The 25,815-nt window shown below is 42.1% G+C and carries 33 protein-coding genes; 19 read left to right on the top strand and 14 right to left on the bottom strand.

The window, feature by feature from the left end:
- Window positions 1-9: 9 nt before the first annotated feature.
- The 7 genes from ECA1_RS09150 to ECA1_RS09125 are packed head-to-tail and all read left to right on the top strand — an operon-like array spanning window position 10 to window position 5,177.
- The gene (locus ECA1_RS09150; RefSeq protein WP_060792294.1) at window positions 10-1,125 is read left to right on the top strand and encodes a hypothetical protein; all 1,116 of its coding nucleotides are present in this window, start codon (window positions 10-12) and stop codon (window positions 1,123-1,125) included.
- Window positions 1,122-1,274, top strand: a complete 153-nt coding sequence (locus ECA1_RS17465) for a hypothetical protein (RefSeq protein ID WP_155642943.1) — start codon at window positions 1,122-1,124, stop codon at window positions 1,272-1,274. Before ECA1_RS09150 ends, ECA1_RS17465 begins: the two co-directional genes overlap by 4 nt.
- Entirely contained in the window at window positions 1,275-3,566 is a 2,292-nt protein-coding gene (locus ECA1_RS09145) for a hypothetical protein (RefSeq protein ID WP_060792293.1), read from the top strand. It abuts the gene before it with no gap.
- A 15-nt stretch (window positions 3,567-3,581) separates the two neighbouring features.
- Window positions 3,582-3,782 carry a hypothetical protein gene (locus ECA1_RS09140; protein ID WP_060792292.1) on the top strand — a complete coding sequence of 67 codons (201 nt, stop codon included), beginning with the start codon at window positions 3,582-3,584 and terminating at the stop codon, window positions 3,780-3,782.
- A gap of 36 nt (window positions 3,783-3,818) precedes the next feature.
- A complete protein-coding gene (locus ECA1_RS09135) occupies window positions 3,819-4,112 on the top strand; it encodes a hypothetical protein (protein WP_010749285.1) in 294 nt (97 codons plus the stop codon).
- Window position 4,113: 1 nt separating this feature from the next.
- Window positions 4,114-4,359 (top strand): phage holin, encoded by a 246-nt coding sequence (locus ECA1_RS09130; protein ID WP_010749286.1) that lies wholly within the window; start codon window positions 4,114-4,116, stop codon window positions 4,357-4,359.
- A gap of 38 nt (window positions 4,360-4,397) precedes the next feature.
- Complete coding sequence (locus ECA1_RS09125) at window positions 4,398-5,177, top strand: peptidoglycan recognition protein family protein (RefSeq protein ID WP_081091725.1); 780 nt, start codon at window positions 4,398-4,400, stop codon at window positions 5,175-5,177.
- A 575-nt stretch (window positions 5,178-5,752) separates the two neighbouring features.
- On the opposite strand, the gene ECA1_RS09120 is transcribed toward ECA1_RS09125, so the two are convergent.
- The 6 genes from ECA1_RS09120 to ECA1_RS09100 all read right to left on the bottom strand — a co-directional run bounded on the left by ECA1_RS09120 (window position 5,753) and on the right by ECA1_RS09100 (window position 7,880).
- The gene (locus ECA1_RS09120) at window positions 5,753-6,055 is read right to left on the bottom strand and encodes a hypothetical protein (protein WP_060792291.1); all 303 of its coding nucleotides are present in this window, start codon (window positions 6,053-6,055) and stop codon (window positions 5,753-5,755) included.
- The gene (locus ECA1_RS09115; protein WP_060792290.1) at window positions 6,036-6,587 is read right to left on the bottom strand and encodes a hypothetical protein; all 552 of its coding nucleotides are present in this window, start codon (window positions 6,585-6,587) and stop codon (window positions 6,036-6,038) included. The genes ECA1_RS09120 and ECA1_RS09115 overlap by 20 nt, the downstream gene beginning before the upstream one ends.
- A 9-nt stretch (window positions 6,588-6,596) precedes the next feature.
- A complete protein-coding gene (locus ECA1_RS09110; protein WP_060792289.1) occupies window positions 6,597-7,010 on the bottom strand; it encodes a DUF6941 family protein in 414 nt (137 codons plus the stop codon).
- A 118-nt stretch (window positions 7,011-7,128) separates the two neighbouring features.
- Window positions 7,129-7,401, bottom strand: coding sequence for a hypothetical protein (locus tag ECA1_RS09105; RefSeq protein ID WP_060792288.1), 273 nt, complete (start codon window positions 7,399-7,401; stop codon window positions 7,129-7,131).
- The gene (locus ECA1_RS18075; protein ID WP_370447895.1) at window positions 7,322-7,588 is read right to left on the bottom strand and encodes a hypothetical protein; all 267 of its coding nucleotides are present in this window, start codon (window positions 7,586-7,588) and stop codon (window positions 7,322-7,324) included. The genes ECA1_RS09105 and ECA1_RS18075 overlap by 80 nt, the downstream gene beginning before the upstream one ends.
- A 1-nt stretch (window position 7,589) precedes the next feature.
- Window positions 7,590-7,880 (bottom strand): DUF5960 family protein, encoded by a 291-nt coding sequence (locus ECA1_RS09100; protein ID WP_060792287.1) that lies wholly within the window; start codon window positions 7,878-7,880, stop codon window positions 7,590-7,592.
- Between the two features lie 809 nt (window positions 7,881-8,689).
- Between ECA1_RS09100 and ilvD the strand changes: the two genes are divergently transcribed.
- The 8 genes from ilvD to ECA1_RS09060 all read left to right on the top strand — a co-directional run bounded on the left by ilvD (window position 8,690) and on the right by ECA1_RS09060 (window position 17,907).
- A complete protein-coding gene (gene ilvD, locus ECA1_RS09095; RefSeq protein WP_010749291.1) occupies window positions 8,690-10,378 on the top strand; it encodes a dihydroxy-acid dehydratase in 1,689 nt (562 codons plus the stop codon).
- A 2-nt stretch (window positions 10,379-10,380) separates the two neighbouring features.
- Complete coding sequence (gene ilvB / locus ECA1_RS09090; protein ID WP_010749292.1) at window positions 10,381-12,081, top strand: biosynthetic-type acetolactate synthase large subunit; 1,701 nt, start codon at window positions 10,381-10,383, stop codon at window positions 12,079-12,081.
- A 4-nt stretch (window positions 12,082-12,085) separates the two neighbouring features.
- Window positions 12,086-12,562 carry an acetolactate synthase small subunit gene (gene ilvN / locus ECA1_RS09085; RefSeq protein WP_005229349.1) on the top strand — a complete coding sequence of 159 codons (477 nt, stop codon included), beginning with the start codon at window positions 12,086-12,088 and terminating at the stop codon, window positions 12,560-12,562.
- Window positions 12,563-12,612: 50 nt separating this feature from the next.
- Entirely contained in the window at window positions 12,613-13,602 is a 990-nt protein-coding gene (ilvC, locus tag ECA1_RS09080) for a ketol-acid reductoisomerase (protein WP_005229350.1), read from the top strand.
- 11 nt (window positions 13,603-13,613) lie between these two features.
- The gene (gene ilvA, locus ECA1_RS09075; protein WP_034695989.1) at window positions 13,614-14,867 is read left to right on the top strand and encodes a threonine ammonia-lyase IlvA; all 1,254 of its coding nucleotides are present in this window, start codon (window positions 13,614-13,616) and stop codon (window positions 14,865-14,867) included.
- A gap of 163 nt (window positions 14,868-15,030) precedes the next feature.
- Window positions 15,031-16,080, top strand: a complete 1,050-nt coding sequence (locus tag ECA1_RS09070; RefSeq protein ID WP_005229354.1) for a hypothetical protein — start codon at window positions 15,031-15,033, stop codon at window positions 16,078-16,080.
- Entirely contained in the window at window positions 16,081-17,340 is a 1,260-nt protein-coding gene (locus ECA1_RS09065; RefSeq protein ID WP_060792286.1) for a tetratricopeptide repeat protein, read from the top strand.
- Between the two features lie 9 nt (window positions 17,341-17,349).
- Window positions 17,350-17,907 (top strand): YpiB family protein, encoded by a 558-nt coding sequence (locus tag ECA1_RS09060; protein WP_005229358.1) that lies wholly within the window; start codon window positions 17,350-17,352, stop codon window positions 17,905-17,907.
- 44 nt (window positions 17,908-17,951) lie between these two features.
- Here the strand turns inward: ECA1_RS09060 and ECA1_RS09055 are convergent, their stop codons facing one another.
- Window positions 17,952-18,857, bottom strand: a complete 906-nt coding sequence (locus ECA1_RS09055; protein WP_060792285.1) for a YitT family protein — start codon at window positions 18,855-18,857, stop codon at window positions 17,952-17,954.
- 137 nt (window positions 18,858-18,994) lie between these two features.
- On the opposite strand from ECA1_RS09055, the gene ECA1_RS09050 reads away from it, so the two are divergent.
- From ECA1_RS09050 to ECA1_RS09035, 4 genes are all read left to right on the top strand, one after another.
- Window positions 18,995-19,345 carry a nucleotide pyrophosphohydrolase gene (locus ECA1_RS09050; RefSeq protein WP_005231912.1) on the top strand — a complete coding sequence of 117 codons (351 nt, stop codon included), beginning with the start codon at window positions 18,995-18,997 and terminating at the stop codon, window positions 19,343-19,345.
- Entirely contained in the window at window positions 19,332-20,546 is a 1,215-nt protein-coding gene (locus tag ECA1_RS09045) for a CCA tRNA nucleotidyltransferase (RefSeq protein WP_005229364.1), read from the top strand. The genes ECA1_RS09050 and ECA1_RS09045 overlap by 14 nt, the downstream gene beginning before the upstream one ends.
- A gap of 7 nt (window positions 20,547-20,553) precedes the next feature.
- Entirely contained in the window at window positions 20,554-20,922 is a 369-nt protein-coding gene (locus tag ECA1_RS09040; protein WP_005229366.1) for a thioesterase family protein, read from the top strand.
- A gap of 67 nt (window positions 20,923-20,989) precedes the next feature.
- Window positions 20,990-21,448: a hypothetical protein gene (locus ECA1_RS09035; RefSeq protein ID WP_005229368.1), complete on the top strand. Its 459-nt coding sequence runs from the start codon at window positions 20,990-20,992 to the stop codon at window positions 21,446-21,448.
- A gap of 35 nt (window positions 21,449-21,483) precedes the next feature.
- On the opposite strand, the gene ECA1_RS09030 is transcribed toward ECA1_RS09035, so the two are convergent.
- The 7 genes from ECA1_RS09030 to rpmG all read right to left on the bottom strand — a co-directional run bounded on the left by ECA1_RS09030 (window position 21,484) and on the right by rpmG (window position 25,680).
- Window positions 21,484-21,759, bottom strand: a complete 276-nt coding sequence (locus ECA1_RS09030) for a hypothetical protein (RefSeq protein ID WP_005229370.1) — start codon at window positions 21,757-21,759, stop codon at window positions 21,484-21,486.
- 143 nt (window positions 21,760-21,902) lie between these two features.
- Window positions 21,903-23,297, bottom strand: a complete 1,395-nt coding sequence (locus ECA1_RS09025; protein WP_060792284.1) for a Y-family DNA polymerase — start codon at window positions 23,295-23,297, stop codon at window positions 21,903-21,905.
- Between the two features lie 254 nt (window positions 23,298-23,551).
- A complete protein-coding gene (locus ECA1_RS09020; RefSeq protein WP_060792283.1) occupies window positions 23,552-23,938 on the bottom strand; it encodes a VOC family protein in 387 nt (128 codons plus the stop codon).
- A gap of 64 nt (window positions 23,939-24,002) precedes the next feature.
- Window positions 24,003-24,413 carry a FosX/FosE/FosI family fosfomycin resistance hydrolase gene (gene fosX, locus ECA1_RS09015; protein ID WP_060792282.1) on the bottom strand — a complete coding sequence of 137 codons (411 nt, stop codon included), beginning with the start codon at window positions 24,411-24,413 and terminating at the stop codon, window positions 24,003-24,005.
- A 70-nt stretch (window positions 24,414-24,483) separates the two neighbouring features.
- Window positions 24,484-24,735 (bottom strand): hypothetical protein, encoded by a 252-nt coding sequence (locus ECA1_RS09010; protein WP_005229381.1) that lies wholly within the window; start codon window positions 24,733-24,735, stop codon window positions 24,484-24,486.
- Window positions 24,736-24,981: 246 nt separating this feature from the next.
- Window positions 24,982-25,188: a hypothetical protein gene (locus ECA1_RS17695; RefSeq protein ID WP_172462577.1), complete on the bottom strand. Its 207-nt coding sequence runs from the start codon at window positions 25,186-25,188 to the stop codon at window positions 24,982-24,984.
- Between the two features lie 342 nt (window positions 25,189-25,530).
- Window positions 25,531-25,680: a 50S ribosomal protein L33 gene (rpmG, locus tag ECA1_RS09000; protein WP_005229384.1), complete on the bottom strand. Its 150-nt coding sequence runs from the start codon at window positions 25,678-25,680 to the stop codon at window positions 25,531-25,533.
- Between the last annotated feature and the right edge of the window lie 135 nt (window positions 25,681-25,815).

Raw genomic sequence — 25,815 nt, 5'->3', positions numbered from 1 at the left:
GATGAAATAATGGCAACAATTTCAAGTGGTCAAATTACAATTATTGATTTATATGATGCGCCTGCACTAAATGCGTGGATCTCAGCAAGTCAAACAACAACTCAGACATACAATAATACGACTAACGCATATTCACCCAATTTCGGATCATCTGCACAAGTTTTAACGCTTAACTTAACAAAAGCAGGAAGCACAGGAAGCTTGATTGGTTCTGCTGTATCAGGCGTTAAATGGAAAAAGACAGTAGGAGCAACAACTACCGAAATAACTTCTACAACAAATACTGATAGTGAGTATAAGAGCGGCACATCAAACAGTGTGTTAACAACAAAAGTAAACGTTCCAACAACAAATAATGCTGTACGTTGGACAGTCGAAGGAACATACACAGACCCAGATACTTCGCTGCCAATTACTTTCCAAGCGACGATCGATATCAATCTTATTCAGTTAGCTAAAGCTGCAGTGGTAGCGGTTTTGAGTGCGCCTAATGGGGATTACTTTCGGAACAATATGCCTGCGAGTTTGAAGCTGACAGCTGATGTTTATAAAGATGGTGATTTAAGTAGTGGATCTCGAAAATATAAATGGTTCGCGGCAGATTCAAGCGTTACAACATCTCAAGATTCTGATGCTGGAGTTGGTTGGCGAAAAATTACAGCGACAACCGGAACATCGGGTGCTGTAGCAAGTTCGGGATTTGATGTTGCAGTCACAACTCAAGGAGTTCTAACGGTCTATCCAGATGCGGTGACAAATGGGCAAACATTCTTGTGTGTCGTCACAGATAATGCTGGGGGAACTTCTGGAACTAAAATGAAGCAGTATGCAACTTTGATGGATATGGATGACCCGATTATGGTGATTATCGAATCCACCGGTGGGAATATTCTAAAGAATGGCATAGGTTCTACCACTTTGACAGCACGATTGTATCAAAATGGGGATGAAATCGATTCGGGCGGTACAGGTTATACCTATAAATGGTCTAAATGGCAGAACAACGCAATGGTGCCAAACTTCGGCGGCACGAGCAATCCATATAAAACTGGAAAATCGTTGTCAGTTGGAAGTGCTGATGTAGACAATACAACAACGTTTAAAGTGGAGGTAGAAAACAAATGACGAACTACACTGCTTATATCATTTTGAACACTGAACGGACAAAAGTTGAATTTAGTACAGATGGAAATCCAATTGAATATTTGTGGACTAAGTATGGCATGGATACGTATATCGAATCCTTCGAGGAAATTAAAGAAGAGGGTGATTAGATGGCTACAGTTTCACGTGGCGAAATCACTATAACGAATGTAGACGATGGTAAACCGTCATATACGCATTGGGCATACGCAATGGACGCGTTAGGTAAAAATAATTTCAGTACCGACGGGGGCGACTTCACAAAGTGGTCCAGTCGAGTTATAGGGAACTTTATTAGAGATTCAGAGGTAACTATATCAAGTTGGGATAACGACATCTTACAAGCCTCGACAACGGTTTGGGGTAAAAGATTCTATCTAGGTGGTACCGCCAATCTGAAAGAACTACCGCAAACCATAAGCGTAGAGGCAAGAGGTGACAAAGAGGGATTTTTTACTTTTGGTCCATGGACAGACATATCTGAAAATAATAAAGTGACCACGGAATGGCAAACATTTACGCATAACCCTCAAAAATCGGGAGCCTTGAGTTTTTATCTTTATACGGTCGGCGTGAACTTTGAGTTCCGTAATGCCACCGCAGTAGTAAATTACAAATTTGCCGGAACCTACGTCGACGACCAACCTACAGCAAGCACTGACCCAGCAGCATATACGTGGCAGAGGATACTTGGCCAAGGTGGGGGAGATGGAAAAGATGGAGAGTCAGCGCCATTGGTTTCGTTATCTGGTGCGACGCAGGCAATTACAGTATCAAAAACAGGAACAGTTACACCGTCATCTAGTTTCCAAGTCACAGGCACAGCGGTAAACACCACGATTTCAACTTGGACGTATAGTCTAAACGGTGGTAATTTTGGTTCAGCTGTGCCGACTGGTGTTACTCGATCAGGTAATACGGTTACGATTAATCCAGTTACTGCGACATTTGATACATTCACCATCAAGGCGGCAGATGCGACTGTGAGCGATGTATTTACCATTTCTAGAATCAAAGACGGTGTAGAAGGGACCCCTGGTGCAGATGCTTATACTATTTTCCTTACAAACGAATCCTACACATTTGCGGGATCAACAACTTCAGCATTAGCTGGATCAACAACAACAGAAGTGATCGTATATAAAGGCATCAATAAAATTACGCCTAGTAGCATTACTGTAGGAACTAAGCCGACAGGACTCTCCTCTAGTGTGAGTGGATCAATAATCACATTATCAGCTACAACTGCACTAGTATCGAAGAGCGGAACTGTGCCGATCACAATCACAGCAGATGGTAAAACATTCACGAAGCAGTTTGCCTATTCGATTTCTTTTCAAGGTGGAAAAGGTGACAAAGGAGACAAGGGAAACACAGGGGATAAAGGCGATAAAGGTGATACAGGAGATACTGGTAAAGGGGTTTCTGTCGAAGAAATCAGCTATGCTATTTCTCAAGATGGAACAACTCCGCCAACGTCTGGATGGTCAGGGACAAGACCCACACCTAAAGCGGGCTGGTATATGTGGACAAGAACAAGGTTCAAATATACGGATAATACCTACAGTGCTTATTTCTATCTTGTCGCTCAACAAGGGAAAGATGCGATCATCATTTCTGCCACAGCACCAACTAATCCAGCAAAAGAAGACTTGTGGCAAGATCCAAATGACACAACAAGTACAGTGTACAAATGGGACGGCACAAAATGGATACATTGGGGGATTTCAATTGATAACTTGATTGCAAGTAATGTGCAAATTGAAAATGGCGTGTTTAAACGTGTGGAAGGTGCGCTGATTGTTGGTTCAGAGTTTTCAAATCCCTACACACGGAGATACGATGATGGAACAATAAAAATTGGTGAACTAACCATCAAAGACGCAGAAACCAGAAATGCTGGAGTCATTCGTAATTCATCTGGTGTAATCATTCAATCATACGAACAAGTGATCAGTGATCAATTTATCCATATGTCCAGATATGAAGGAAATTCAATTGGAGACCAAACAAAACTTATCGCATCAGCTTCCATGACTTTTGATTTGATTCAATTGAACAATCGAGAGGCAGGGTTTGCTGGATCTTTGTCTGCTGAAATGCTCTATGATACTGGATGGCTTAAAGTGACCAGATTGAAAGGGACTGCTGGTGATATCTATTTAAAACGTTACATGAACAGGATTCTAATTCGATTTGATCAATTTGTTTGGAATGGTTCAGCCAATGGCGCAAGCACCAGCAACGCTGTTGCCATTCTTCCAGACAAGGTAAGAGAAGGGTTTCCACAAATGTTTACCGTTCCAGTCTGGATTGAAGGGAATGCGACTGAAAAATTCCAAGTTGAAAACGGTCGTTTGTATAAGCTATCGAATAACAGCGGAAACAGTCGGATCACAGCAGTAGGTGAGGTATATATCTAGGAAGGAGGGAAACAGATGGTTATTTCATCAATCTCGTTTATTTACGACAATGCGGGCAGTGTTTCTGGTTATTCGGTTTCAGTGTCGAGCAAGAAGAAAGACATGTCTTTTCAGTCTGAAGTGACGTTAGGGAAAGAGGATTTAGATCTCAGCTTCGTAAATGAAGCAGTCAAAACAAAAATGTTACAAATGATAGAACAAGAGCAGCCAGAATAAGGTTGCTCTTTTATTTTATTGGAAAGTAGGTGGCATATGTTAAACGTAGGGGAGTTAGCAACTTGGGCAGGTTGGATCATGACAATCGTGGGAATGCTGGCATTTGTAATCAAACCAGTAATGTCTAACTTTACAAAGATTGCAGATAATCTGACCAAACTCGCTCATAATCTTGATTTATTAACCAGAGATTTAGAAGCAAGTAAATCAGATCGTGTTGCAATTCATGATGAATTAAAGCGACATGATGAGCGCTTGGATAAACACAATGATCGATTGATTGAGCATGGGGAACAATTAAAGTCTTTATGGAAAGAAAGAGGGAAATAATATGAAATTGACGAACAAGCAATATGATTTAGCAAAAAAAGTTTTAACCGTTGGGGTGCCAGGTATCACGGCGTTTATCGTAACTCTAGGTGGTTTATATGGCTTCTCGACAGAAATTATTGTTGGAACGATCACGGCTGCTGCAACATTAGCTGGTGTGTTCTTGAATATCGCTAGCAGCCAGTATCAAGATGAACAAAAATCAGATTATGGTGATGGACAAGAGTTTACCGACAAGAAGGAGTAGCCGATCGGCTGCTTCTTTTTTTAGAAAGGATGATTGATATGAGTTTCATCAAATACGAGTATATCGATATTAACGAATACTCAAGACCAGGTATCAGGAATAACGGTATTGATGGTATCGTTATGCACTACACCGCCAACAATGGTGGCACCGCACGCAATCACAAGAACTATTTTAATAATCTAAAAGGAATCTATGCTTCTGCTCAACTATTTGTAGATGATATTGAAGCACTCTGTATCATTCCCTTGAATGAAGTTGCGTATCACGCCAACGAAATTAGCAAATACAATGCAGATGGTTCACGCTATCGTCCACTGTATTCTAAGATAGGCAACGCCAACTATTCAACGATCGGTGTTGAAATGTGCCTAGACAAGAATGGAAACATTACGGAAAAGACATTCCAAAATGCTGTGAAGGCTGTCAAAGAATTGATCGTCAATTATCCTCATATTACGAGAGAGAAGATTTGGCGCCACTTTGACGTAACAGGCAAGAACTGTCCAGCTCCTTGGGTGGCAAAACCAAGCGAATTCGAGCGATTCAAGAACACAGTTTTCAGCAATACAAGCAACAACACACAAGCGAACCCACCACAAATTCAACCAAAGAAAGTAGGGGAAACCATGTTACTATTTAGAAATCAAAATGATCCGAAAGTTTACTTTTTGACAGGAAACAAATTTACTCACGTTAAATCAGAAGGCGATTTGAAAAAAATCCAAGCGATGATGGAAAAAGCAGGATACGACACTTGGATTCACACAGATCCAGTTCAAGTTGCGTATCTCCGCAAAGTAGCAACAGAAGCATAAAAAATAGCCCGCTTCGGCGGGCTTGTAAATATTTAATATTCGTTTTACTTGCAGTAATTTAGTTTATGCTATACATTGTTAAGTGCGTGCAATATTTTATGAAGAGTAATTAGGCGGTGGTAGCTTGGGGAAGTGTGCCTAATACTCTTCTTGTTTATTTTATCATTATTTTTATTTAATAGATATTATTGTTCAGAATATCGTCCAAAAAATTTTTATGTTTTTCAGCATATTATAGTATTCACTTCATGACAAAAATATATAAATCTGTCTCTCAAAATTATATAATATTTTTATTTGAATTAAACTAAGATAAATTGTAAAATAGTGATAGCCTTTTTAAAGGCTATCTTTTTTATCATTTCTGTGCCCACTCTACCCGAAGGTGGGTTATTTTTAAGCAAAAGATTACTACAATGGTGCAGTTGATGGATTGTGTGGAAAGAATACAATTAAGGCAATGCAAAAGCTTTGGGTACCACACAAGATGGCTTAATCAGCCCGACTTCTAATATGGTAAAAGCATTGCAAACAGCATTGAACAAGAATAAACTTTCATGGTAAACAAAAACCCCTTACTCGTTTGAGTAGGGGGTATTTGCTATCCTATGATATATTTTTTTTATAGAGTCAGCCACAAAGGGATATTCTAATTCATTTAGTTCTTCTAACGAGAAGTAATTCATCAAGCCCATGATCTTGGCTCCAACAATTGAAGAGTTATCTAAGTCTACTATCAGATAAATATGATCTGTAGATTGAATATAGTCAATTTCCCCAATCGATTTGTTGTAAAACGTAAGATAATCATAGTCAATATTATAATTTACCGAAAGTGATGCATCAGCAATAAAATCTTTATAAAGAATTTTGTACATAATGCACCCCCCTATCGTTTAAATCCTCATTCATTGTACTTTGGACGAAACAAGTAACCATTTCTTGGTAATTCCAAGTTGAACCGTCTTTAATATTAAAGGAAATTTCTGATTCATATACCTCTGTTACTATTTTAACACTTTTCATTTTAAATTGCCCATTATTTTTAATCATCGCACTTCCGAAATAATTAATCCTAACATTTTCTTCGGAAAAGTCTTTATCTTCAACTATTATAGTGGGAGTAGTTATAACGCTTAATATTTGTCCAAAATTGAATTCATCATTGTAAAAAGATCTATCTGGATGGTCATTAATTACATGTTCCGTCCAAGTACTTTCTTTCAAAACGACTCTATGCCCTAAAGGGTTGATAGTTTCAAATTTAAAATGGTCAATTGTAGGTTTACTATTAAAGTTTATTTTAACAGTTTCGATTTTAGCAGGTGGCGTTACAAGTATTTTAGGATTGATTATTTTAGAGCTATCACTTACAACTTTAGTACTCTCTTCTTTTTTACAATCAGTCATTGAATCCACCTATTGTAAAGCTTTTGCTTGAGTGAATACCAATGGTGATGAGCAGATTTCATTATCATCTACATACAAAATCAGATCAAATCTTCCTAAGTGGTCAATTTGAAGTGAATTTAATACAATGTTTGCATTCATGGAAAAAACTGTATTGGGATCATCGTCTTGAGAATTAAAATTATTAATTTGTACCGGAATATTTTCATTTAAAACTATTCTTTCTATTGATTCACTCCTTAGAACTAATTTCAAATTGTGGCTTTGCTTAGGGTCGATCCCAGAAATATTAAATAGCAACGCTAAATTGTGAAGTGTAGGAGTACTTAATACAGAAAAGCTATTTGTAGGATTATTAATGAAAAAACCATTTCCATTTTGATCAGCGTTTACATTTTGAGCTAAAATCATATTGCCGTACATTTTAAAAACTCCTTTTTAAAAATTTACTTACATTATACTTATTAAATTAAACGGAAAACAAGAGGAACTAATGTTTGTATAAGACGGATTGACAATTTTATGTTATAACAGAAGCTCCTTACTCATTTGAGTAGGGAGCTTTTTTCATTGCTTCGAATTCAATCATAATCTTCGTTTTGCCAATCACCGTATACTTTTTCACAACAAATTGTTTCCTACTATTATACTCACCAGCAACCACAATTTGCATTTCCTCATCCACATCAGCTAGGAAGTTCAAACTATGCGCCGCAATCAAACAATTCACTCCATCAAGCGAGAACCGGACCAAAGGGGTCTTGCTCATCTTCAACACACGTATTTTCGATACATAGCCTTTCATCGATTTCATAACAATCGCCTCCATAGCGTTGTACATAATAGCGACAATCCGTTTTACCTAAAGTGACAGCAACGTAAAACTTGACACATTTTGAACCGTACAAAGCTTCCTGAGATTCAGAAATGGAGTCAGGAAATTCATTTCTAAACTCAGAAAAAGGCAGGTAGCCTTGCTCATATTGACTGATTATGTTCATATTAGTTGCCGCCGGGCTTAAACTTTGTGTTTGGATCGTATTTACGGAGAATCTTGTCTTGCGTTCTAACGTGATCAAATAGATAGTTATCTCCGTCTTTCTTAAATACATAGGCTAATTCTTCTGGGTAACCACTATAGCTTGATGGTACGCTAAAATAGGGTTTGCCAAAGTTCTCCATCGTCCGAACAAACTGATCGTAAAGTAAGTGCGCTGGGCCCATTCGTTCGATGAATTCATAATAGTAGCGTTCAAAAGCATACGTCCGTTGGTGTGCTAATGGTATTTGCATATCAATCACTCCTTGCAAGAATTATACGAACGAACGTTCTCGTTGTAAAGCGAACACCAGATTAATTATTTAGTTGTTTATGCTATTTAAAGGGGCAAAAAAGGGGCATAAACTGTCCACTAGTCCATACCAGTCAAATATTTATAACAGTATGCGATGCTAAATCCGCCTTATTTGATGCGGAAAAGCACCAGTGTATAGTAGTAGGAAAATGATTTAATTAAAAGACGCAGTGAAATAATTGAGTCTTGTAGAAACCCTTGAGTAATCAAGGGTTTTTTCTTTTGTCTAACTAGGAACTGCCACCATGCAGGCGGATCGAATGGGAAAAGAAACGGTTATTATTGTCAGAAAATTCAAAAATATTTTTTGTTTTTCTTTTGATCTAAAAAAAACAAGGGTTGCGGGCACACCCTAAATTCTCAAGCAAGAATAAAGGTGATTTAAAAGTCATTTTTATCAAAAGAAGCAAGCGATTAAATGACATCTAATGTGAGGAAGGGTTCCTTGAAATTGTCATTATTGAAAAAAAATTCAGAAAATTCGTTGACAAGTGTTTTTGCAAAGGGTATATTGGTAAACAATTACAAGAACGTTACTATTTCTAATGAAGGAGCCATTTTCTATGCGCAATTTTAATCAATATTTATTAGTCATTATTATTGATACCAGGACTTAGAACACGGAAGCAAAAATTATCCGTTTGTTTGAGTCCTATTTGCGTAAGTAAAATGGGATTCTGGCAAAGCATCCCAGTTTTTTATAACCGGGATGCTTTTTTTTATTCCAAAATGCAGGAGATGATGAGTGTGAGAAGTGATCAGATTAAAAAAGGGATCGATGCAGCGCCAGCTAGGAGTCTGCTCTATGCCACAGGACAAGTAAAAAATATCCATGACATGAACAAGCCATTTATTGCGATATGTAATTCCTATATCGATATTGTGCCTGGACATGTGCATTTACGGGAGTTAGCAGATATCGCTAAGGAAGCGATTCGTGAAGCTGGCGGCATCCCTTTTGAGTTCAATACGATCGGTGTGGATGATGGCATTGCGATGGGCCATATTGGCATGCGTTATTCGCTACCCAGCCGAGAATTGATCGCTGATTCCGCAGAAACCGTGATCAATGCTCACTGGTTTGACGGCGTATTTTATATCCCGAATTGCGACAAGATCACTCCTGGCATGATTTTAGCAGCGATGCGGACGAACGTACCGGGGATCTTTTGTTCTGGCGGTCCGATGAAAGCCGGTATTGATCCACGGGGCCACCAGATAACCTTGTCTTCCATGTTTGAAGCCGTGGGGACTTACAAGACTGGCAACATGACGAAAGAAGACTTTGAATTTATGGAGCAAAATGCCTGTCCGACTTGCGGTTCCTGTGCAGGGATGTTTACTGCCAATTCAATGAACTGTCTCTTAGAGATCTTAGGATTGGCAATGCCAGGCAATGGTACGATTCTTGCCGTGTCTGAAGAACGACGAGAACTAGTTAGACAAGCCGCCTTTAAGTTGATGGATCTTGTTGAAAAACAAGTGAAACCTCGAGACATCGTGACCAAAGAAGCTATTGATGATGCCTTCGCTTTAGACATGGCGATGGGGGGTTCCACCAACACAGTGCTGCATACCTTAGCGATCGCCAATGAAGCTGAGATCGATTATGACTTAAGACGGGTCAATGAAATCGCTAAAAGAGTGCCTTATCTCTCAAAAATCGCGCCATCATCAGCCTATTCGATGCACGATGTTCATGAAGCTGGCGGCGTTTCGGCAATCATAAGGGAGCTTTGTGATATCGAGGGAGCGATTCATCCTGATCGACCGACTGTCACAGGCAAGACGTTACGAGAAAATGTCGCTGAAGCGAAGATCCACAACGAAGAAGTTATTCATCCCAAAGAAAACCCGTATAGTCCTGTGGGTGGTCTATCGATCTTGTACGGTAATATCGCCCCAGAAGGCAGTGTCATCAAGGTCGGTGGGGTCGATCCAAGTGTCCAAGTGTTCAAAGGCAAAGCGATCTGTTTTGATTCACATGATGAAGCAGTTGCTGCCATCGACAATCATACCGTACAAAAAGGACATGTTGTAGTGATCCGCTATGAGGGACCAAAAGGAGGACCAGGTATGCCAGAAATGTTGGCGCCTACCTCAAGTATCGTTGGACGTGGGTTAGGCAAAGATGTCGCCTTGATCACCGATGGCCGCTTTTCAGGAGCGACCCGAGGAATCGCCGTGGGGCATATTTCGCCAGAAGCCGCTGCAGGGGGTCCATTAGGCCTTGTCAACGATGGCGATGAAATCATTATAGATTTACCAAATCGAACGCTGAATCTGCAAGTATCCGATGAAGAGCTTGCCGAGCGTGCGCAAGAACGACCGAAGTTTCGTTCAAAAGTGAAAAAAGGATGGCTTGCACGTTATACCGCTTTAGTGACTTCTGCCAATACGGGCGGGATTATGCGAGTACCTGATGAGGAGGAGTAGCAATGGAAAATATCGAGTATCAAGCATCGCATCTAAGGACTGGCGCACAAGTATTAGTGGACAGCTTACAAGAGCAAGGCGTCGAAATGATCTTTGGCTATCCGGGCGGCGCCGTCCTGCCGTTATATGATCAATTATATGATGCAGCGATTCCGAATATTTTGACGCGTCACGAGCAAGGCGCGATCCACGCCGCTGAAGGCTATGCCAAAGCTACTGGCAATGTTGGGGTCGTTTTAGTGACGAGCGGACCAGGTGCTACAAATGTCGTCACGGGCATTGCCGATGCTATGAGTGATTCCGTACCATTGGTAGTTATCACGGGACAAGTGGCGGTACCAGGAATTGGCAAAGATGCCTTCCAAGAGGCGGATATTCTGGGTATCACGTTGCCGATCACGAAGCACAACTACCAAGTCCGCTGTGTCGATGAGCTGCCAAAAGTGATCGCTGAAGCCTTTCATATCGCTTCCACAGGGCGAAAAGGACCGGTTGTCATCGACCTTCCGAAAGATATTACCTTACAAGAAACCGCTGAAACCTGCTCGTTGCCAATCACAAGGAAAAGCTATCAACCAACGGCAGAGCCTTCCCGTCTGCAAATCGAAAAACTGATGCAAGTCTTGGAAAAAGCTCAGCGACCAGTGGTATTGGCGGGTGCAGGCGTGATCGCTGCCGAAGCTGCGGCTGAACTAAATGCATTTATTGCCAAGTACAAGTTGCCGACAGTGACAACGTTGCTTGGCTTAGGCTTACTGCCAAGTGATCATCAATTTTTCTTAGGCATGGGCGGTATGCATGGCACCTATGCGGCGAACATGGCTTTATCAGAAGCCGATTTGATTATCAATATCGGCTCTCGCTTCGATGATCGCTTAGCAACGGCCGGCAGTCAGTTCGGCAAGCAGGCCATCGTTGCTCATATCGATATTGACCCAGTGGAGATCGGCAAGATCGTAGAAACAAAGATCCCAATCGTCGGCGATGCCAAGGCTGCTTTGCAGCAAATGCTGCGGTACCCACCAACAAGAGGAACCTGGACGACTTGGTTGGATCTATGCCAAAAACGGAAAAAGGAAAAACCTTATCGCTATGATCGCACTCAGACACAAGAAATCAAACCACAAAAAGTCATCGAAGAAGTAGGGCGTTTGACCAAAGGAGAGGCTTACGTCATCACCGATGTTGGTCAGCATCAAATGTGGGTCGCGCAGTATTATCCTTTTCGCTTTCCCAAACAATTGATCACCAGTGGCGGACTAGGGACGATGGGCTATGGCATCCCTGCAGGAATCGGCGTTCAATTTGCTCATCCAGAAAAAATGGTCGTGGTGTTCGTTGGCGATGGTGGATTTCAAATGACGAACCAAGAATTTGCGATTTTGAATGAGTATGGCTTGAATGTCAAATTTGTGTTATTGAACAACTGCTCTTTAGGAATGGTTCGCCAATGGCAAGAAACATTCCATGGCAAGCGGCGCTCTGCCTCCGTTTTTGCGCAGCAGCCTGATTTTGTCAAACTGGCACAGGCTTATGGCATTGAAGGCTGTCGGATCGATGCCCCAGAGCAACTGGCTGATCAATTGGCAGCAGCTTTTTCTCAAGCAGGGCCGCAGCTGATCGAAGTAATGGTCTCGCCATCTGAGCATGTGCTACCGATGATCCCACCGGGGAAAGCCAATCATGAAATGATGGGGGTCTAAGGGGATGAAACGGGTATTAGCAGCAATCGTCCATAATGAAGCAGGTGTTTTGAGCCGTATCACGAGTGTCTTAAACCGCCGGCAGGTCAATATCGAGAGTATCTCTGTCGGCACAACGGAACGGCCAGAATTTTCACGAATGACGATCATTGTCAACGTGAACGATTTGGCAGAAACAGAACAAGTGACTAAGCATTTGAACAAGCAGATCGATGTCTTGAAGGTTTCTGATATTACAGAAGTTCCTCATATCGAACGGGAGCTGGTGCTGATCAAAGTCAATGCGCCAACCACAAGCCGTTCGGAGATCCAAGCAGTGATCGATCCATTTCGAGCACACATTGTCGATGTGGCACTGAAAACGATCGTTGTGCAAGTTGCCGGCGATACGAAAAAGGTAGAAGCATGCATCGAAGTTTTACGTCCATACGGCATCAAACAATTGGCACGGACGGGTGTCACTGGCTTTACAAGAGGGTAAGTGCAATTTTGAATTGCTTAAAATAAAGAAAGAATTCGGAGGAAACAAGTATGGTAAAAGTATATTACAACGAGGAAGTTACAGATAATCTAGGAGACAAGAAGATTGCGATCGTCGGCTACGGCTCTCAAGGGCACGCTCATGCGCAAAATTTACGGGACACAGGTCATGAAGTCTTTATCGGCATTCGTGAAGGAAAATCAGCGGAAGCCGCAAGAAACGATGGATTTGAGGTTTTCCCAGTAGCCGAAGCCGTTCAAAAAGCGGATGTAGTCATGATCTTGGCACCCGATGAGATCCAAGGATCGTTGTATAAAAATGAGATCGAACCGAATCTTTCTGCGGGCAATGCATTAGCATTTGCTCATGGTTTCAATATTCATTTTGATGTGATCGCGCCACCAAAAGAGGTGGATGTTTTTCTAGTTGCGCCAAAAGGACCAGGTCATTTGGTGCGTCGAACCTTTACCGAAGGGTTTGCGGTACCAGCCTTGTTTGCAGTTTATCAAGATGCGACTGGTAACGCACAAGCAACGGCTTTATCCTATGCAAAAGGCATTGGTGCCACAAGGGTCGGCGTTTTGGAAACGACCTTTAAAGAAGAGACCGAAACCGATCTTTTCGGTGAGCAAGCCGTACTTTGTGGCGGTTTGACCAGTATGATCGAAGCGGGCTTTGAAACATTGGTAGAAGCGGGGTACCAACCGGAATTGGCTTATTTTGAAGTTTGTCATGAATTGAAACTGATCGTTGACTTGATTTATGAAGGAGGCTTCAAAAAAATGCGCCATTCGATCTCGAATACGGCTGAGTATGGTGACTACGTTTCTGGTGCTCGGGTGATCACTGCACAAGCCAAAGAAAACATGAAAGCCGTATTGACAGACATCCAAAACGGCCAATTTGCGAAAGGATTCATTGAAGACAATCAAAACGGCTTCCCTGAATTCCATAAAATGCGTGAGGAAAACGGCAATCATCAAATTGAAAAAGTCGGCAGCGAGTTACGGAAAATGATGCCGTTTGTTGCGAAAGATTAGGAGGGACGCGTTTGTTGGTGACAGTTTCTGCAATCGAACAAGCCTACGAGCGACTGCGGGGAGCAGTTAGTCATACGCCGCTGCAGTATGATCGCTTTTTATCTGAGAAGTATCAAGCGACGGTCTTGTTGAAGCGAGAGGACTTGCAAAAAGTCCGCTCCTTCAAATTACGCGGTGCCTACTATGCGATCACCCAGGCAGATCCTGAACTGACTCGTCGTGGCGTCGTCTGTGCCAGTGCCGGAAACCATGCGCAAGGTGTTGCTTATACCTGTCAAGAACAGCAGATCCGAGCGGTTATTTTCATGCCGACAACGACGCCACAGCAAAAAATCGCGCAAGTCCTCTTTTTCGGTGGAGATTATGTCAAAATCGAATTGGTGGGAGATACGTTTGATGCGGCAGCCCAAGCGGCTAAACACTTTGCAAAAGAACAGCAAATGGCCTTCATTGCTCCCTTTGACGATCCTAATATTATCGCAGGACAAGGAACCGTTGCTGTGGAGATGCTGGCGGATGCTGAAAAAAAACAAGTAACGATCGATCTGGTCGTGGCAGCGATTGGCGGGGGCGGCTTGATCAGCGGAACCGCAGCCTATTTGAAAGAAAAGCAACCGAAGATAAAAGTTGTTGGAGCAGAACCTGTAGGGGCCGCCTCGATGCAAGCCGCCTTTGATCATCAAGGACCAGTGGCGCTGGAGCATATTGAAACCTTTGTGGATGGTGCAGCGGTCAAACAAGTCGGAGCTCAAACCTATGCCCATGCCAAACGCTACGTGGATCAATTGGTAGCTGTGGAAGAAGGCGCAATCTGTCAAACGATTCTGGAATTGTACAGCAAGCAAGCGATCGTCGCTGAACCAGCTGGTGCCTTGAGTGTGGCAGCTTTGGATCTGATCAAAGAGCAAATCAAAGGCAAAACAGTCGTCTGTATTGTGAGTGGTGGTAACAATGATAGTTCCCGTATGGCAGAGATCGAAGAGAAATCACTGATCTATCAAGGATTGAAACATTATTTTATCGTCAATTTCCCACAACGTCCCGGTGCGTTGAAGGAATTTGTTAGCCATGTATTAGGTCCCGATGATGATATCACTAGGTTTGAATATACAAAAAAAATCAATCGTGGAACAGGACCAGTAATGCTGGGAATCTTGTTGAAACACAAAAAAGATCTCCCCGCATTACTGTCACGAATTGAACAGTTTGACCAAAACTATATCAACCTTCAGCAAAATCAATCACTCTACTCACTTTTGGTTTAAGAAAAAACATGATTTTCCTTTGGAAGAAGAGGAAATCATGTTTTTTGCTTTTTATCGGATCGTTGAACCAATCACAGGAAAATACTTCCTAATCATTAGCGATTTAGTAGGTGTTTAAGCGGCTTCTTGTTATAATAGAAAGTAGTAGCAAAGGAGTGAGCCGATGGAAGCTGTTTTTTTCCGAAATGAACAAGAAACCCAAATTTCTTATGGTGAAACACTAGCATCGGTCATGAGAGAACAGTCGATCGAGCCGCAGCAGGTGATCATTTTGACGAATCAGCGCTATTATGACCGCTTTTCAGAAAAATTGACCCGCCTGTTTTTGCCACGAGAGGTCAATTGGTATATTTGTACCAATCAAATGTATTGCAACAACTTTAGCGAGTTTAAAGCTGCAATGGATTTCTTCGGTCGCTTTTCAAAACAAGAGCCGCTGTTGATCGTCGGTTTTGGGAATGAAGGCGTGTTGGCATTGAGCAGTTTTATCCACGCGACGTCGGTTCTGACGACACAGCTTTGGCTGATTCCCGTTTCCTTGCGGGCCTTAGCTAAAAGTGTGAAAGAAACAGCGATCGTTGTGAAAAAGCCAGATATCCCGATGCTGGAAAATCCTAATACACCCGAATTTGTTATTTACGATCAGACGATCGCAGAAAAACAGATCGATGGGAAATTGGTCGATTTTTTGACTCTGATTCGTTGTGGCGTGCTTGCCGATAGTGAGTTTTTAAAAGAGCTTTATCGAACCTATCCCAGTCATCAGGCGTTGATGAGACATTCGTTGGCTGCGTATACCGATCGGTTGATCCAACTATACCAGCAATCAGGCAGCGAATTGGAAGAGTTTGGCCAACTCTTTGCCGATGCTGCTTATCGAACGGAAAATGGGCACTTGTTGTCTGATGCGATGAAATTATTCTTTGGCTTTTTGTTTCATTTTATGTGGACCGTCCAGCAGCAGCAATTGACTGTCGATCTGCCCGTGTTCTGCCAATGGCTTGCCCGATTGGGTTTTCCTATCGAATTGCCCGAGTCTTTTTCATTAAGCGAATATTTCAGTCATGTACTGGAATTGCAGCAAAAAGAAAAAAAACTGTTATTTTTGGCAAAAGTTGGTACAATAGGGGGCAGAACGAAAATCGAGGAAAAAGATCTCGTCCAGACGATGGAGACTTATCAGCGATTAATCAATGAGATTCGAGGGGTTTAAATGGAAACATATAGTGAAAAAATGTTAAAAGCATTAGCCGCGGAAGAACTGGCTGAAGCACAATTAAATTTTACCGAAGCTCTGCAAAAAGATGATGATGAGACATTAGGCGCTTTAGGTGATGAACTATTGCAGATCGGCTTTTTGGAAGAGGCGAAAACGTTGTTTGAAACCTTGCAGCAACGACATCCTGATAATGAAGCTTTGCTGCTTCCTTTAGCAGAAATTGCGATGGAAGAAGACCAGATCGAAACGGCTTTTGCCTATATTGATCAAATACCACCGACCAGTGAAGCGTATTTGCAAGCCTTGCTATTGAGTGCGGATCTTTACCAATTGATCGGTATCCCTGAAGTTAGTGAAGCCAAACTAAAAGAAGCGCAAAGCATTGTGCCAGATGAACCTTTGATACGGTTTGCCTTAGCTGAGTTAGCCTTTTCGACTGATCGCTATCAAGAAGCCGTTGACCTTTATCAAGGATTGCTGGAAGAAGAAATCACGGATATTTCGGGGATCTCGATCGTTGAACGGACTGGTACATCATTGAGTATGGCGGGCAAGTTTGAAGAGGCATTGGAATATTTTGAAGCAAGCCTAGAAGACGAACAGACCGATGAGCGTCTCTTTCAAACAGCTTTAGTCTATTTGCAGCTAAAAGAAAATGAACAAGCGATTCGCTACTTGCAGCAGTTGCGGGTCATGAATCCGCAATACCGTGCCTTGTATCTTTATCTTGCAGAAGCATTGCAAGAAGAAGAGCAGCTGGAAGAAGCGCAGCGTGTGATCGAAGAAGGGATTCATGAAGATCCATATCAAGTGGATTTCTATCATTTTGCTGCCGAGAATGCTTACCGACTTCATGACAGTGAAGCAGCAGAATCATTTTTACTGAAAGCACTGGAGACTGGTGACAAAGAAGATGATACGTTACTGACCTTAAGTAATTTATACTTGAATGAAGAGCGTTGGCAAGAAGCGATCTGGACCATCGAACGAATGGAAGACAATGAACAGCCGCATGCCCTTTGGAATTTGGCGCAAGCGTATAATGCGCTGGAAGATTTTGACAAAGCAGCAAACTATTACGAAGAAGCCAATGCTGATTTGCACCATGAGCCAGCATTTATGAAAGAATATGGCATTTTCTTACGTGAAGAAGGGCGTTTGCCTGAAGCACTTCATTTGCTGCAGCATTATTTGGCGCATGAGCCAGGTGATTTAGAAGTACAGTCGATCGTGGAGGACTTATTAGAAAGATAGGTGAGAGAAATGAACATCAATGTACAAGAAAAGAAAAAGTTTCTTAATTGGTTAGTTTCGACCGTTTCCTTCAGCCGCCGAGAAGTCTCTTGGGTGTTAAACTATCTGGCGAACCATGAAGCGATCTTGACCAATGTTCATTTTGTAGAAGGGGCAGCCGCAGCCAAACGGGGCTTGAGTGTCCGCAGTACAGAAATTGGGGGCGAACCGTTTGTCTTGAGCATCGAAGGGCAGACCTTTTATGACATTGATCAGATTTTTCATGAGATTCGCATGAATTGGAAACAACCTTTGTATCTTGAATGTCTCTTCCCAGATTCTTGGTCGCAATCCTTTTATTTAGCAGTTTTAGAAGACAATCCTTATGAACGTTGGAACGACCACTTGGATCAAGAAATGACCCAACATGTTACCCAGTATCTTGAAAAAGAAGAAACAAAAACCAAAATCGATACCTTGTATCGGCAAATCGATCTAGCCTTGGAAAATGGGGATCGTGATGCCTTCTTAGAACTTTCGGATGAAGTAAATAGACACTTGCTCCAGCAAAAAGAAGAAAGCCGTTAACAAGCAAAAAGCAGCCCTTTAACCGGGGCTGCTTTTTTCAGTCTCTATTTTGTTTTAGAAACAGCGGTTTTGCGCTGTAAGAACCGCGACTTAGGTCTTAAGTAGGTAAAGCCTTCACCTTCGACTTCATGGACATTAATGACAGAAACAAACGCTTGCGGATCAAAGTCATGAACGATGCGCTTGACTTCAGAAATCTCCCGCCCGCTGACCACCATATAAATGATTTGTTTCGACACTCTTGAGTAAGCCCCTTCGCCCTGTAAAAACGTGACGCCTCGTTCTAATTCATCCATTAAAACAGGAGCCATCTCTTCGCTGTGATTGCTGATCACTAAGATCCCTTTGGCTGAATAGCCGCCATCTAGGATCGAATCGATCACGCGCGTGAAGACATAAGAAAAAATCAAGGTATACATCATGCGGTTCAAATCTATATAAGTCAAAGAAAGCAACAGGACGAACACATCAAAGATCAAAAGGGAACGACCGATTGTCACCCCAAAGTTTTTCTCTAAAATACGTGCCAATACATCGACTCCACCAGTCGTTCCCCCGACTTTGTAGACGATCCCACTACCGATCCCTGCAATCAAACCAGCCAAGAGCGCAACGATCAGCAGATCGTGCTGCAGATCGATCAACAGGGGAACACTCTGCCAAAATGCCAACCAAAAAGACAAACCAAAAGTTCCTAAAATCGTATACACTAATGAGCGTCGACCAAGAATTTTGCCACCGATCAAAATGATCGGAATATTTAAGATCAGTGTACTGATGGCAGGATTGATTCCCCATAAGGCTCGCATGATCAAGGTGATCCCCGTCACACCGCCTTCTGCTAAGTCATTTGGGATATTTAGATAGACTAGACCGAAGCCATAGATACTTGTACCAAAAATAATCAAAACAATATCGCGAATCGTTCGCCATGAAAAAAATGCCCGCATCCTGTTTCCTCCGTTATTCAACTTCCACAAGTATCAATGTAGCACGAAATCATTGAATGCACAACAAATCCTGAAGGGGGATCTATCTAGGCAGGCAGCCATTCTTTTGGTAAGATAAACGAGAAAGGGTGGAGAAAATGACAGAAAAACGTTCTTTGGCATCGATGCAAGAAGAAGTCGATGCGTATATTCAGCAATTCAAAACTGGCTATTTCAGCCCCCTCGCCCAAATGGCTCGTTTGACCGAAGAAGTCGGCGAATTGGCGCGAGAAGTGAATCACTATTACGGGGAAAAAAATAAAAAAAGCGATGAAGTTGAAAAAACAGTGGCAGAAGAGCTCGGTGATGTACTCTTTGTGACGATGATCATGGCCAATTCACTAGACATCGACCTGACTGAAGTGTTTGAGGAAAATATGGCAAAATTCAATCAGCGGGATGCGTATCGTTTTGAAAGAAAAGATGGGAAAGTAAATGAAACTGACTAAACTACCAAAAGAATTTGCAGAAGCTGCACCGCTTTTAAAAAAAATCGAAGCCGCAGGCTATGAAGCATACTTTGTCGGCGGCAGCGTGCGAGACACGATCTTAGGCCAGCCGATTCATGATGTCGATATTGCTACCAGTGCATTTCCAGCCGAAATCAAGGCGCTTTTTCCTCGAACCATTGACATTGGCATCGAGCATGGAACGGTGTTGGTTTTGTGGGAGCAGGCGCAGTATGAGATCACTACGTTTCGAACGGAAGCAGCCTATCAAGATTACCGCAGACCCGACAAAGTGGATTTTGTCCGTTCCCTGAAAGAAGATCTAAAACGGCGGGACTTTACCATCAATGCGTTGGCACTTCAAGAAGATGGTGTCATCATTGATCTTTTCGATGGTCTGGCAGATATCGATAATCAAATCTTACGAGCAGTGGGTCACCCCCAGGAACGTTTCCATGAGGACGCCCTACGAATGATGCGGGGGCTGCGTTTTGTCAGTCAATTGGGCTTTGTTTTAGAAACAGAAACATTGGCTGCTATCCATGCGAATCATGCCTTGTTGGGAAAAATCTCTGTTGAACGGATCATGATTGAATTCGTGAAATTGCTGTTAGGCAATCATCGGAACCAAGCACTACGGGCGCTAGTAGAAACCGAATGCTATATCTATTGCCCAGGCTTGCGGGAATACGGTGAGGCGTTACTGCGGATGGCAGACCTGCCAGCGATCCCATTAGAAAACGAAACGGCGGCCTGGGTTTTGCTCATTGACCAAATGGGTTTAGCGCCAGAGGCAGTCCGCAGCTTTTTAAAAGCTTGGAAATGTTCCAATGACTGCATCCGCCAAGTACACACGGCTTATCAAGCACTGCTCGCGCGTCGAAATGGCGAATGGAATGACCTAGTGTTGTATCAGTTCGGTCTAGAAGCAACCTGTTTAGCCGAAGGATTATTGCGTTATGACAATCAGCCCAACGATCCAGCAAAAATCAGTCAGCGCTATCAGCAGCTGCCGATCCATTCACTGAAGGAGTTGGCGATCAATGGACGTGATTTACTACAAACGATCGATCGTTCTTCTGGTCCGTGGCTCAAAGAAGTCTTGACCGCTGCCGAAGCTGCAGTCATCACACGAAAAATCCCTAATGAAAAAGAAGCACTATTAGCGTTTGTCCAAGCGTATTTAGCAAAGGAGGGATAACTGAAAAATGGAAAGCAAAAAAGAATTTATCGTGGGACAGCAAGACACTGCGGCTGTTTTGGGTTCTGGGGGATTAGACGTTTTAGCAACCCCACGATTGGTAGCAATGGTGGAAAACACCTGTTGGGAAGCCCTTGAGCCTACTTTAGATAAAGGGTTTACTACCGTCGGTACAAAGTTTTCGATCAATCATTTGAAGCCTTCACCAGTTGGAGCGACAATCACAGTTCTTGTGCAGTGGGAAAAAGAACAGGGGCTCCAATTTCATTATCAGGTAATAGACGCGAAACAACAGATCATTGCCAATGGGACGCATCAACGAGCAGCAGTGGAAATCTCTCGGTTCATGAAAAAAGTCAACGAAAAACAAAGTTAATTTGTGTCCCGATGGCGACTATGTGTTAGAATTAAAGTGTATTACTAATAAAAAGGAGCGTTTTGTCATGGCTAGAGAAATGAAAGCTTTAAAATTTTATTTCCGTAATGGAGAAACATGGACGATTGAGCGCCGTTACATCGGTGACTTGTGGATCAAACAAATCACGACCAGTTTTGGCCGCATCCACGGAAGCGAATTTGTTGAGATTCATCCATGTGCTGGGTTCAAAATTGAAATCTTCCAAGAAGGCGATCATGTGGCAACGCATGACATCAACTTAGGTGGGCTTGAATTAGGGATGTTTGCCCGTGCGTTGAAATATGAAGATATCGAACGGATGGAAATTCTTTACCGTAACGGTACACCGGATCTTGTGTATTTCCCATATAAGGACAAAGATACGGAAGGATTGGATAACGTATACCAATCAACAAAAATCAGTGAGAAAACGAAGAGCCTTTATATCGTGATCGACCCGAACCAGACAGTCGATGATGTTTATAAAGAACATTTCGAAGAATAAGAAAAACGCAGAACCAGTTGGTTCTGCGTTTTTTTTTAGAATGATTCTTGGAACATATCCGTATACTTTTTTAATAAAAGATAATCTTCGGCATATTCATCTTTTAAAACGATCGTATCGCCAAAGAAACTCTTACGCGCATGTTGGATGATACGATGCTGAATATCTTTTTCTAAAAGGTAATCGATCTCAGACTGTTTCAGGTTTTGTGCAGCAGTCGCCCGATTCTTTTCTAAATATTGCAGCAAATCGTACTCAAGGTGTCCCGCACCGTTGATGACTCGTTTGTATTCGATTTTGTCAATTTTCATCTGCTCACACTCCTTGCTATTAAAGTACCTTAGAAAAGAACAAAGGGGGAGGTGGGCGAATCGAAATTACATAAATCTTTAAAAAATGGACCGTTTGTTAATGTTATCTTAAGATTTGTCAGCAAAAAGGAAAGAAAAACGAATCAAGTGCCAGTATTTTTCGAACCATCAGCAAACGGTTCTTTTTCCTTTTGCTGATGGACGGGTCCTATATTAGCGATCCCATCTAGACCACCGGCATGTCCGCCGACTAATTTGCTGCGAGCAATGGCGCGAGCGCCTTCCATTCGGCTTGTGGCATGAACGATCGAAGTGAAGCCATATTTCTCACGAATCTTATCGATGATCAAATCTAATTTACGCTGGCGCAACTGCGTTTCTGCTTGCTCAAAAAGATCCAACTGGACATTTTCTGTATAGAACAATTTTGAATAGGTAATACCAATGTGGCGAACGACTTGCCCCGTATAAAATTTTCGAAAGAGAAACAGGCAATGAGCCACAAGTTTGCGGGTATTGTCAGTTGGCGGGATCTTCATTTGTCGGGAAAAACCAGAGGCAGTTTCACCAAAGGCTACGCCGATGTAAACATTGATACAAGCGGTCTGACAATGATGACGGCGAATCCGAGCGGCAACTTGCTCCGCCATTTCCTTGATGACGATCTCGATTTCTTCTTGTAAATAATAATTGCGATGTAGGACTTGGCTATTGCCGTAGCTTTTTTCCATCACTTGTGGTGTCGGTTCAGATAAAATCGTGCGATCAATGCCATGGGCGTGATGATAGAGCTGCTCGCCAATGATCCCCATGCGACTGCGTAAAAGATCAGGACTGGCGTGAGCCAATTGCTCGATCGTTTCAATCCCCATCAAGTGAAGTCGTTTTTCTGTGCGCCGACCGATCCCCCAAAACTCTGTCATAGGGGCGATCTGCCAAACTTTTGTCGGTACATCGTCATAGGTCCATTCAGCGATCAAGGAACGATTGTGTTTGGATTCGTTATCTAAAGCTAGTTTTGCTAACAATGGATTGTCGCCAATGCCGATGGTGACATACAATTTCGTTGTTTCGTAAATGTCTTTTTGAATTTGCTGGGCAATCAACCAACGTTTTTCTTCGCGAGAGATCGTTTTATCGGGAATGAAAAGATCCAATGTACGGGTCAGATCCATCATCGTTTCGTCGATCGAATAGAGCAGCAAGTCGTCTTGTCCAACATATTTGCGAAAGACATTATTGACTTTGGTGTTTTCTTTGATATAAAAACTCATACGCGGCGATGCTTTGTACAAATCGGGATGTGTCGGCAGGTTGTCATTGCGAGTCACATTTGAAATCCCCAATACCGATTTTGCCTTTGGGGAAGCTGCTAAGACTAAGCCGTTACCAGTATTGTCAGAATGTGACATGACGACCAGCATCGCTTGGATAGGATCTAATCCACGAGAGATGCATTCGACAGAAGCATAAAAACTTTTGACATCAATAAATAAGATATCGCGTTTTGGCTCGAGCGCATAATTAAAACCACCCATTTTTATCACTCCTTACCGAAATTATACGAACGTTTGTTCTTTTTTGTCAAGCGAACAGGAGCGGATGAGGGGGATTTGTTTTTTTATAGAGAAGTTATTTTTGTTTTATAATGATGGGAAACGTTGGTTTATAAGGAATACATTCATTTCAGATTATCAGAATTCGATTGGACATAAATACGGGGTTTTGTCTTTTTACCCGAAAAACGGATAAAAAAACAGCCGCTCCATTGGACCGACTGTCGTAGCTTAAATCAATTTTCGGCAGGTAGGGTTGCAAACAAACTTAAGAGATTGCCGTCTATGTCTTTGACAATGGCATAGCGTTGCCCCCAAAAGGCAGACCAAGGTTCTTTGAAAGACTGATACCCAGCAGCAACGACTTTTGCATGAAGGGCATCAACTTCTTCAGGAGAATCATATAAAAAGGCTAATTCAATCGTATCACCCACAGTCATTGGTGCATGTCCGTAGATCCCAGCAACCATCTGGCGGCTATTCAAGGAGATACGAACCCCGTCGTTTGCTAATTCCATATAATCTTCTGAGTGCTGACCTAATGGCGTGAAGCCAAGTACTTGATAAAAAGCCAGTGCCTGTTCCATGTTTTTTGTGATAATACCGACCATATCTAGTTTCATTGTTTACTTCCTTTCATGTGGGCGTTCTTTACATAACAGTCAATGCAGCTGCTCGCAATGAAGATCACCTCGTTTCTGTCAGACGGTAATGGTGCAACCGTTCAGCCAACGTACCAGTATGCAATTCAAATAAATGGTTGTCATCGTCATAAAAATAAATAGAAGCACCTTCGCCTTTGATGCGGGAACGATCTTTTTCGATCTTCAATCCTAGTCCTTGGATGCGCGTAATCAAGGAATCGATTTGAGCTTGATCGATTTTAAAGGCAATATGGTTATACGTTTTCGGCAGCTTCTGGGAGGCATCCTCCATGACAGCAAGCCATAAGCCATCGATCAAAAAGAATTTTTCTGGGAAGTAAGAATGGGCCTGGTCTTGACTATCATAAACTTCCTCTGCATCAAACAATGTTTCCAGCATCGTTGTTGTCTTTGCTAAATTCTGTACGATCAACGTGATATGGGAAATCTCCATCGCATCAACACTCCTTTGTTATGACGAAATAGGGGAAAGAGAAACAATCAGTATCAAAAGAAGCATTATGTTAGTGATTGTGAAATACCAATAGGAAGAGCAGAACATAAAACAGTGCATCTGTTGCGCAAGGAATAAGTTTCTTCGTGTATTTTGTCCAAAAGAAGACATTTATTAAGAAGAGGACAATCACCGTCGGTAGGCTAAAGGTCCAAGCAGGGTGTTTGATGAAAATGAAAAGCATATTTCCAATAAGTGCAAAAAGAAAAGCGCCATAAAACAGACGATAGTTACTAGGTAGATACGCAAAATTGCCAAGCATGGGTTCACCTCCTATAGGCAGTATAGCATGAAAGGGTCGATCGGAGATCAAAGTATACAGAAAAGGTGGCAACGGGAGAGAGCGGCTTCATATTATGGTTATTGCCAAAATCATCTCGCGCATAATCGCGGGAGAGATACTGCAAAAAATTTCGGAAAATAAAGCTGCCGCTTAATCGCCCCTGAAATCTTTGTTGCTGCTCATGCGTTCTCCTGATGCTTATTCAAAAAAGCAGCAATACATTCACTAAGTGAATTTGGCTACTGCCTGCTCTTTTTTATGATGGACAAAGAGAGACAATAAAACGATGAAAAGAATAGTTACTCGAGGTGTTCCAGGAGAAGCTTTTCTGAGCAATTTAGGCAAAGGATCGGCGCGTTTATCAGTGCTAATTCTTTTCTGGGTTTTAGTTGGTAAGCAGAAGCTTTCGGCGGAAACGGCCATTTTGTCCAAACGACTTCCCCTGTGTCGATCACTTTTTTGCAATGGTTGCAACGAAACTCATTTCCTTCTTTGTTAAACATTTAATTTCTCCTTTTTTCTATACATTATACATTAAAATTTATTTTTGTGACTTTACAAAGAATTGGCTTAAAAGTCCAAAGAAGAGAAGTCAAGAAGCAGCTAAAACAAAGAGTAATCAAGGAGACGATGCAATTACTATCTAAGTTTGAAAGAACAAGGGCTAATAGAAGGGGAGTTCCATTCAAAACCATCACCTCAAAGCTAGTTTTTACAAAAAAAGAAGTTCGCAAACGCCTTGGTTATCAGCGTTTGCGAACTTCTTAAATAGCATTATTTTGTTTCGCGGTGTAAAGTAACTTTTCTTTCGCGTGGGCAATATTTTTTCTTTTCCAAACGATCAGGATTGTTACGTTTGTTTTTGTTTGATAAGTAGTTGCGTTCTTTACAAGAAGTGCACTCTAATGTGATGTTTACGCGCATGATTTTCCCCCCTAACGATACAAGAATCCTCTAAGAAATCTCTCAGACTAAAATATAATAGCATGTTTCGTGAGGGAATGCTAGCTTTTTCCTGAAATTTGTTAAGTAGTTTTACTTGACGAATTTCTTGAAACG

Source organism: Enterococcus casseliflavus NBRC 100478 (assembly GCF_001544095.1).
GTDB lineage: Bacteria > Bacillota > Bacilli > Lactobacillales > Enterococcaceae > Enterococcus_D > Enterococcus_D casseliflavus.
This window is presented reverse-complemented; position numbering and strand designations above follow the sequence as displayed.

Bases quoted from the DNA above. Each gene is read 5' to 3' on its own strand.
- ECA1_RS09150 (WP_060792294.1), top strand. From the start codon at position 10: ATGGCAACAATTTCAAGTGGTCAAATTACAATTATTGATTTATATGAT.
- ECA1_RS17465 (WP_155642943.1), top strand. From the start codon at position 1,122: ATGACGAACTACACTGCTTATATCATTTTGAACACTGAACGGACAAAA.
- ECA1_RS09145 (WP_060792293.1), top strand. From the start codon at position 1,275: ATGGCTACAGTTTCACGTGGCGAAATCACTATAACGAATGTAGACGAT.
- ECA1_RS09140 (WP_060792292.1), top strand. From the start codon at position 3,582: ATGGTTATTTCATCAATCTCGTTTATTTACGACAATGCGGGCAGTGTT.
- ECA1_RS09135 (WP_010749285.1), top strand. From the start codon at position 3,819: ATGTTAAACGTAGGGGAGTTAGCAACTTGGGCAGGTTGGATCATGACA.
- ECA1_RS09130 (WP_010749286.1), top strand. From the start codon at position 4,114: ATGAAATTGACGAACAAGCAATATGATTTAGCAAAAAAAGTTTTAACC.
- ECA1_RS09125 (WP_081091725.1), top strand. From the start codon at position 4,398: ATGAGTTTCATCAAATACGAGTATATCGATATTAACGAATACTCAAGA.
- ECA1_RS09120 (WP_060792291.1), bottom strand. From the start codon at position 6,055: ATGTACAAAATTCTTTATAAAGATTTTATTGCTGATGCATCACTTTCG.
- ECA1_RS09115 (WP_060792290.1), bottom strand. From the start codon at position 6,587: ATGACTGATTGTAAAAAAGAAGAGAGTACTAAAGTTGTAAGTGATAGC.
- ECA1_RS09110 (WP_060792289.1), bottom strand. From the start codon at position 7,010: ATGTACGGCAATATGATTTTAGCTCAAAATGTAAACGCTGATCAAAAT.
- ECA1_RS09105 (WP_060792288.1), bottom strand. From the start codon at position 7,401: ATGAAATCGATGAAAGGCTATGTATCGAAAATACGTGTGTTGAAGATG.
- ECA1_RS18075 (WP_370447895.1), bottom strand. From the start codon at position 7,588: ATGAACATAATCAGTCAATATGAGCAAGGCTACCTGCCTTTTTCTGAG.
- ECA1_RS09100 (WP_060792287.1), bottom strand. From the start codon at position 7,880: ATGCAAATACCATTAGCACACCAACGGACGTATGCTTTTGAACGCTAC.
- ilvB (WP_010749292.1), top strand. From the start codon at position 10,381: ATGGAAAATATCGAGTATCAAGCATCGCATCTAAGGACTGGCGCACAA.
- ilvN (WP_005229349.1), top strand. From the start codon at position 12,086: ATGAAACGGGTATTAGCAGCAATCGTCCATAATGAAGCAGGTGTTTTG.
- ilvC (WP_005229350.1), top strand. From the start codon at position 12,613: ATGGTAAAAGTATATTACAACGAGGAAGTTACAGATAATCTAGGAGAC.
- ECA1_RS09070 (WP_005229354.1), top strand. From the start codon at position 15,031: ATGGAAGCTGTTTTTTTCCGAAATGAACAAGAAACCCAAATTTCTTAT.
- ECA1_RS09065 (WP_060792286.1), top strand. From the start codon at position 16,081: ATGGAAACATATAGTGAAAAAATGTTAAAAGCATTAGCCGCGGAAGAA.
- ECA1_RS09060 (WP_005229358.1), top strand. From the start codon at position 17,350: ATGAACATCAATGTACAAGAAAAGAAAAAGTTTCTTAATTGGTTAGTT.
- ECA1_RS09055 (WP_060792285.1), bottom strand. From the start codon at position 18,857: ATGCGGGCATTTTTTTCATGGCGAACGATTCGCGATATTGTTTTGATT.
- ECA1_RS09050 (WP_005231912.1), top strand. From the start codon at position 18,995: ATGACAGAAAAACGTTCTTTGGCATCGATGCAAGAAGAAGTCGATGCG.
- ECA1_RS09045 (WP_005229364.1), top strand. From the start codon at position 19,332: ATGAAACTGACTAAACTACCAAAAGAATTTGCAGAAGCTGCACCGCTT.
- ECA1_RS09040 (WP_005229366.1), top strand. From the start codon at position 20,554: ATGGAAAGCAAAAAAGAATTTATCGTGGGACAGCAAGACACTGCGGCT.
- ECA1_RS09035 (WP_005229368.1), top strand. From the start codon at position 20,990: ATGGCTAGAGAAATGAAAGCTTTAAAATTTTATTTCCGTAATGGAGAA.
- ECA1_RS09030 (WP_005229370.1), bottom strand. From the start codon at position 21,759: ATGAAAATTGACAAAATCGAATACAAACGAGTCATCAACGGTGCGGGA.
- ECA1_RS09025 (WP_060792284.1), bottom strand. From the start codon at position 23,297: ATGGGTGGTTTTAATTATGCGCTCGAGCCAAAACGCGATATCTTATTT.
- ECA1_RS09020 (WP_060792283.1), bottom strand. From the start codon at position 23,938: ATGAAACTAGATATGGTCGGTATTATCACAAAAAACATGGAACAGGCA.
- fosX (WP_060792282.1), bottom strand. From the start codon at position 24,413: ATGGAGATTTCCCATATCACGTTGATCGTACAGAATTTAGCAAAGACA.
- ECA1_RS09010 (WP_005229381.1), bottom strand. From the start codon at position 24,735: ATGCTTGGCAATTTTGCGTATCTACCTAGTAACTATCGTCTGTTTTAT.
- rpmG (WP_005229384.1), bottom strand. From the start codon at position 25,680: ATGCGCGTAAACATCACATTAGAGTGCACTTCTTGTAAAGAACGCAAC.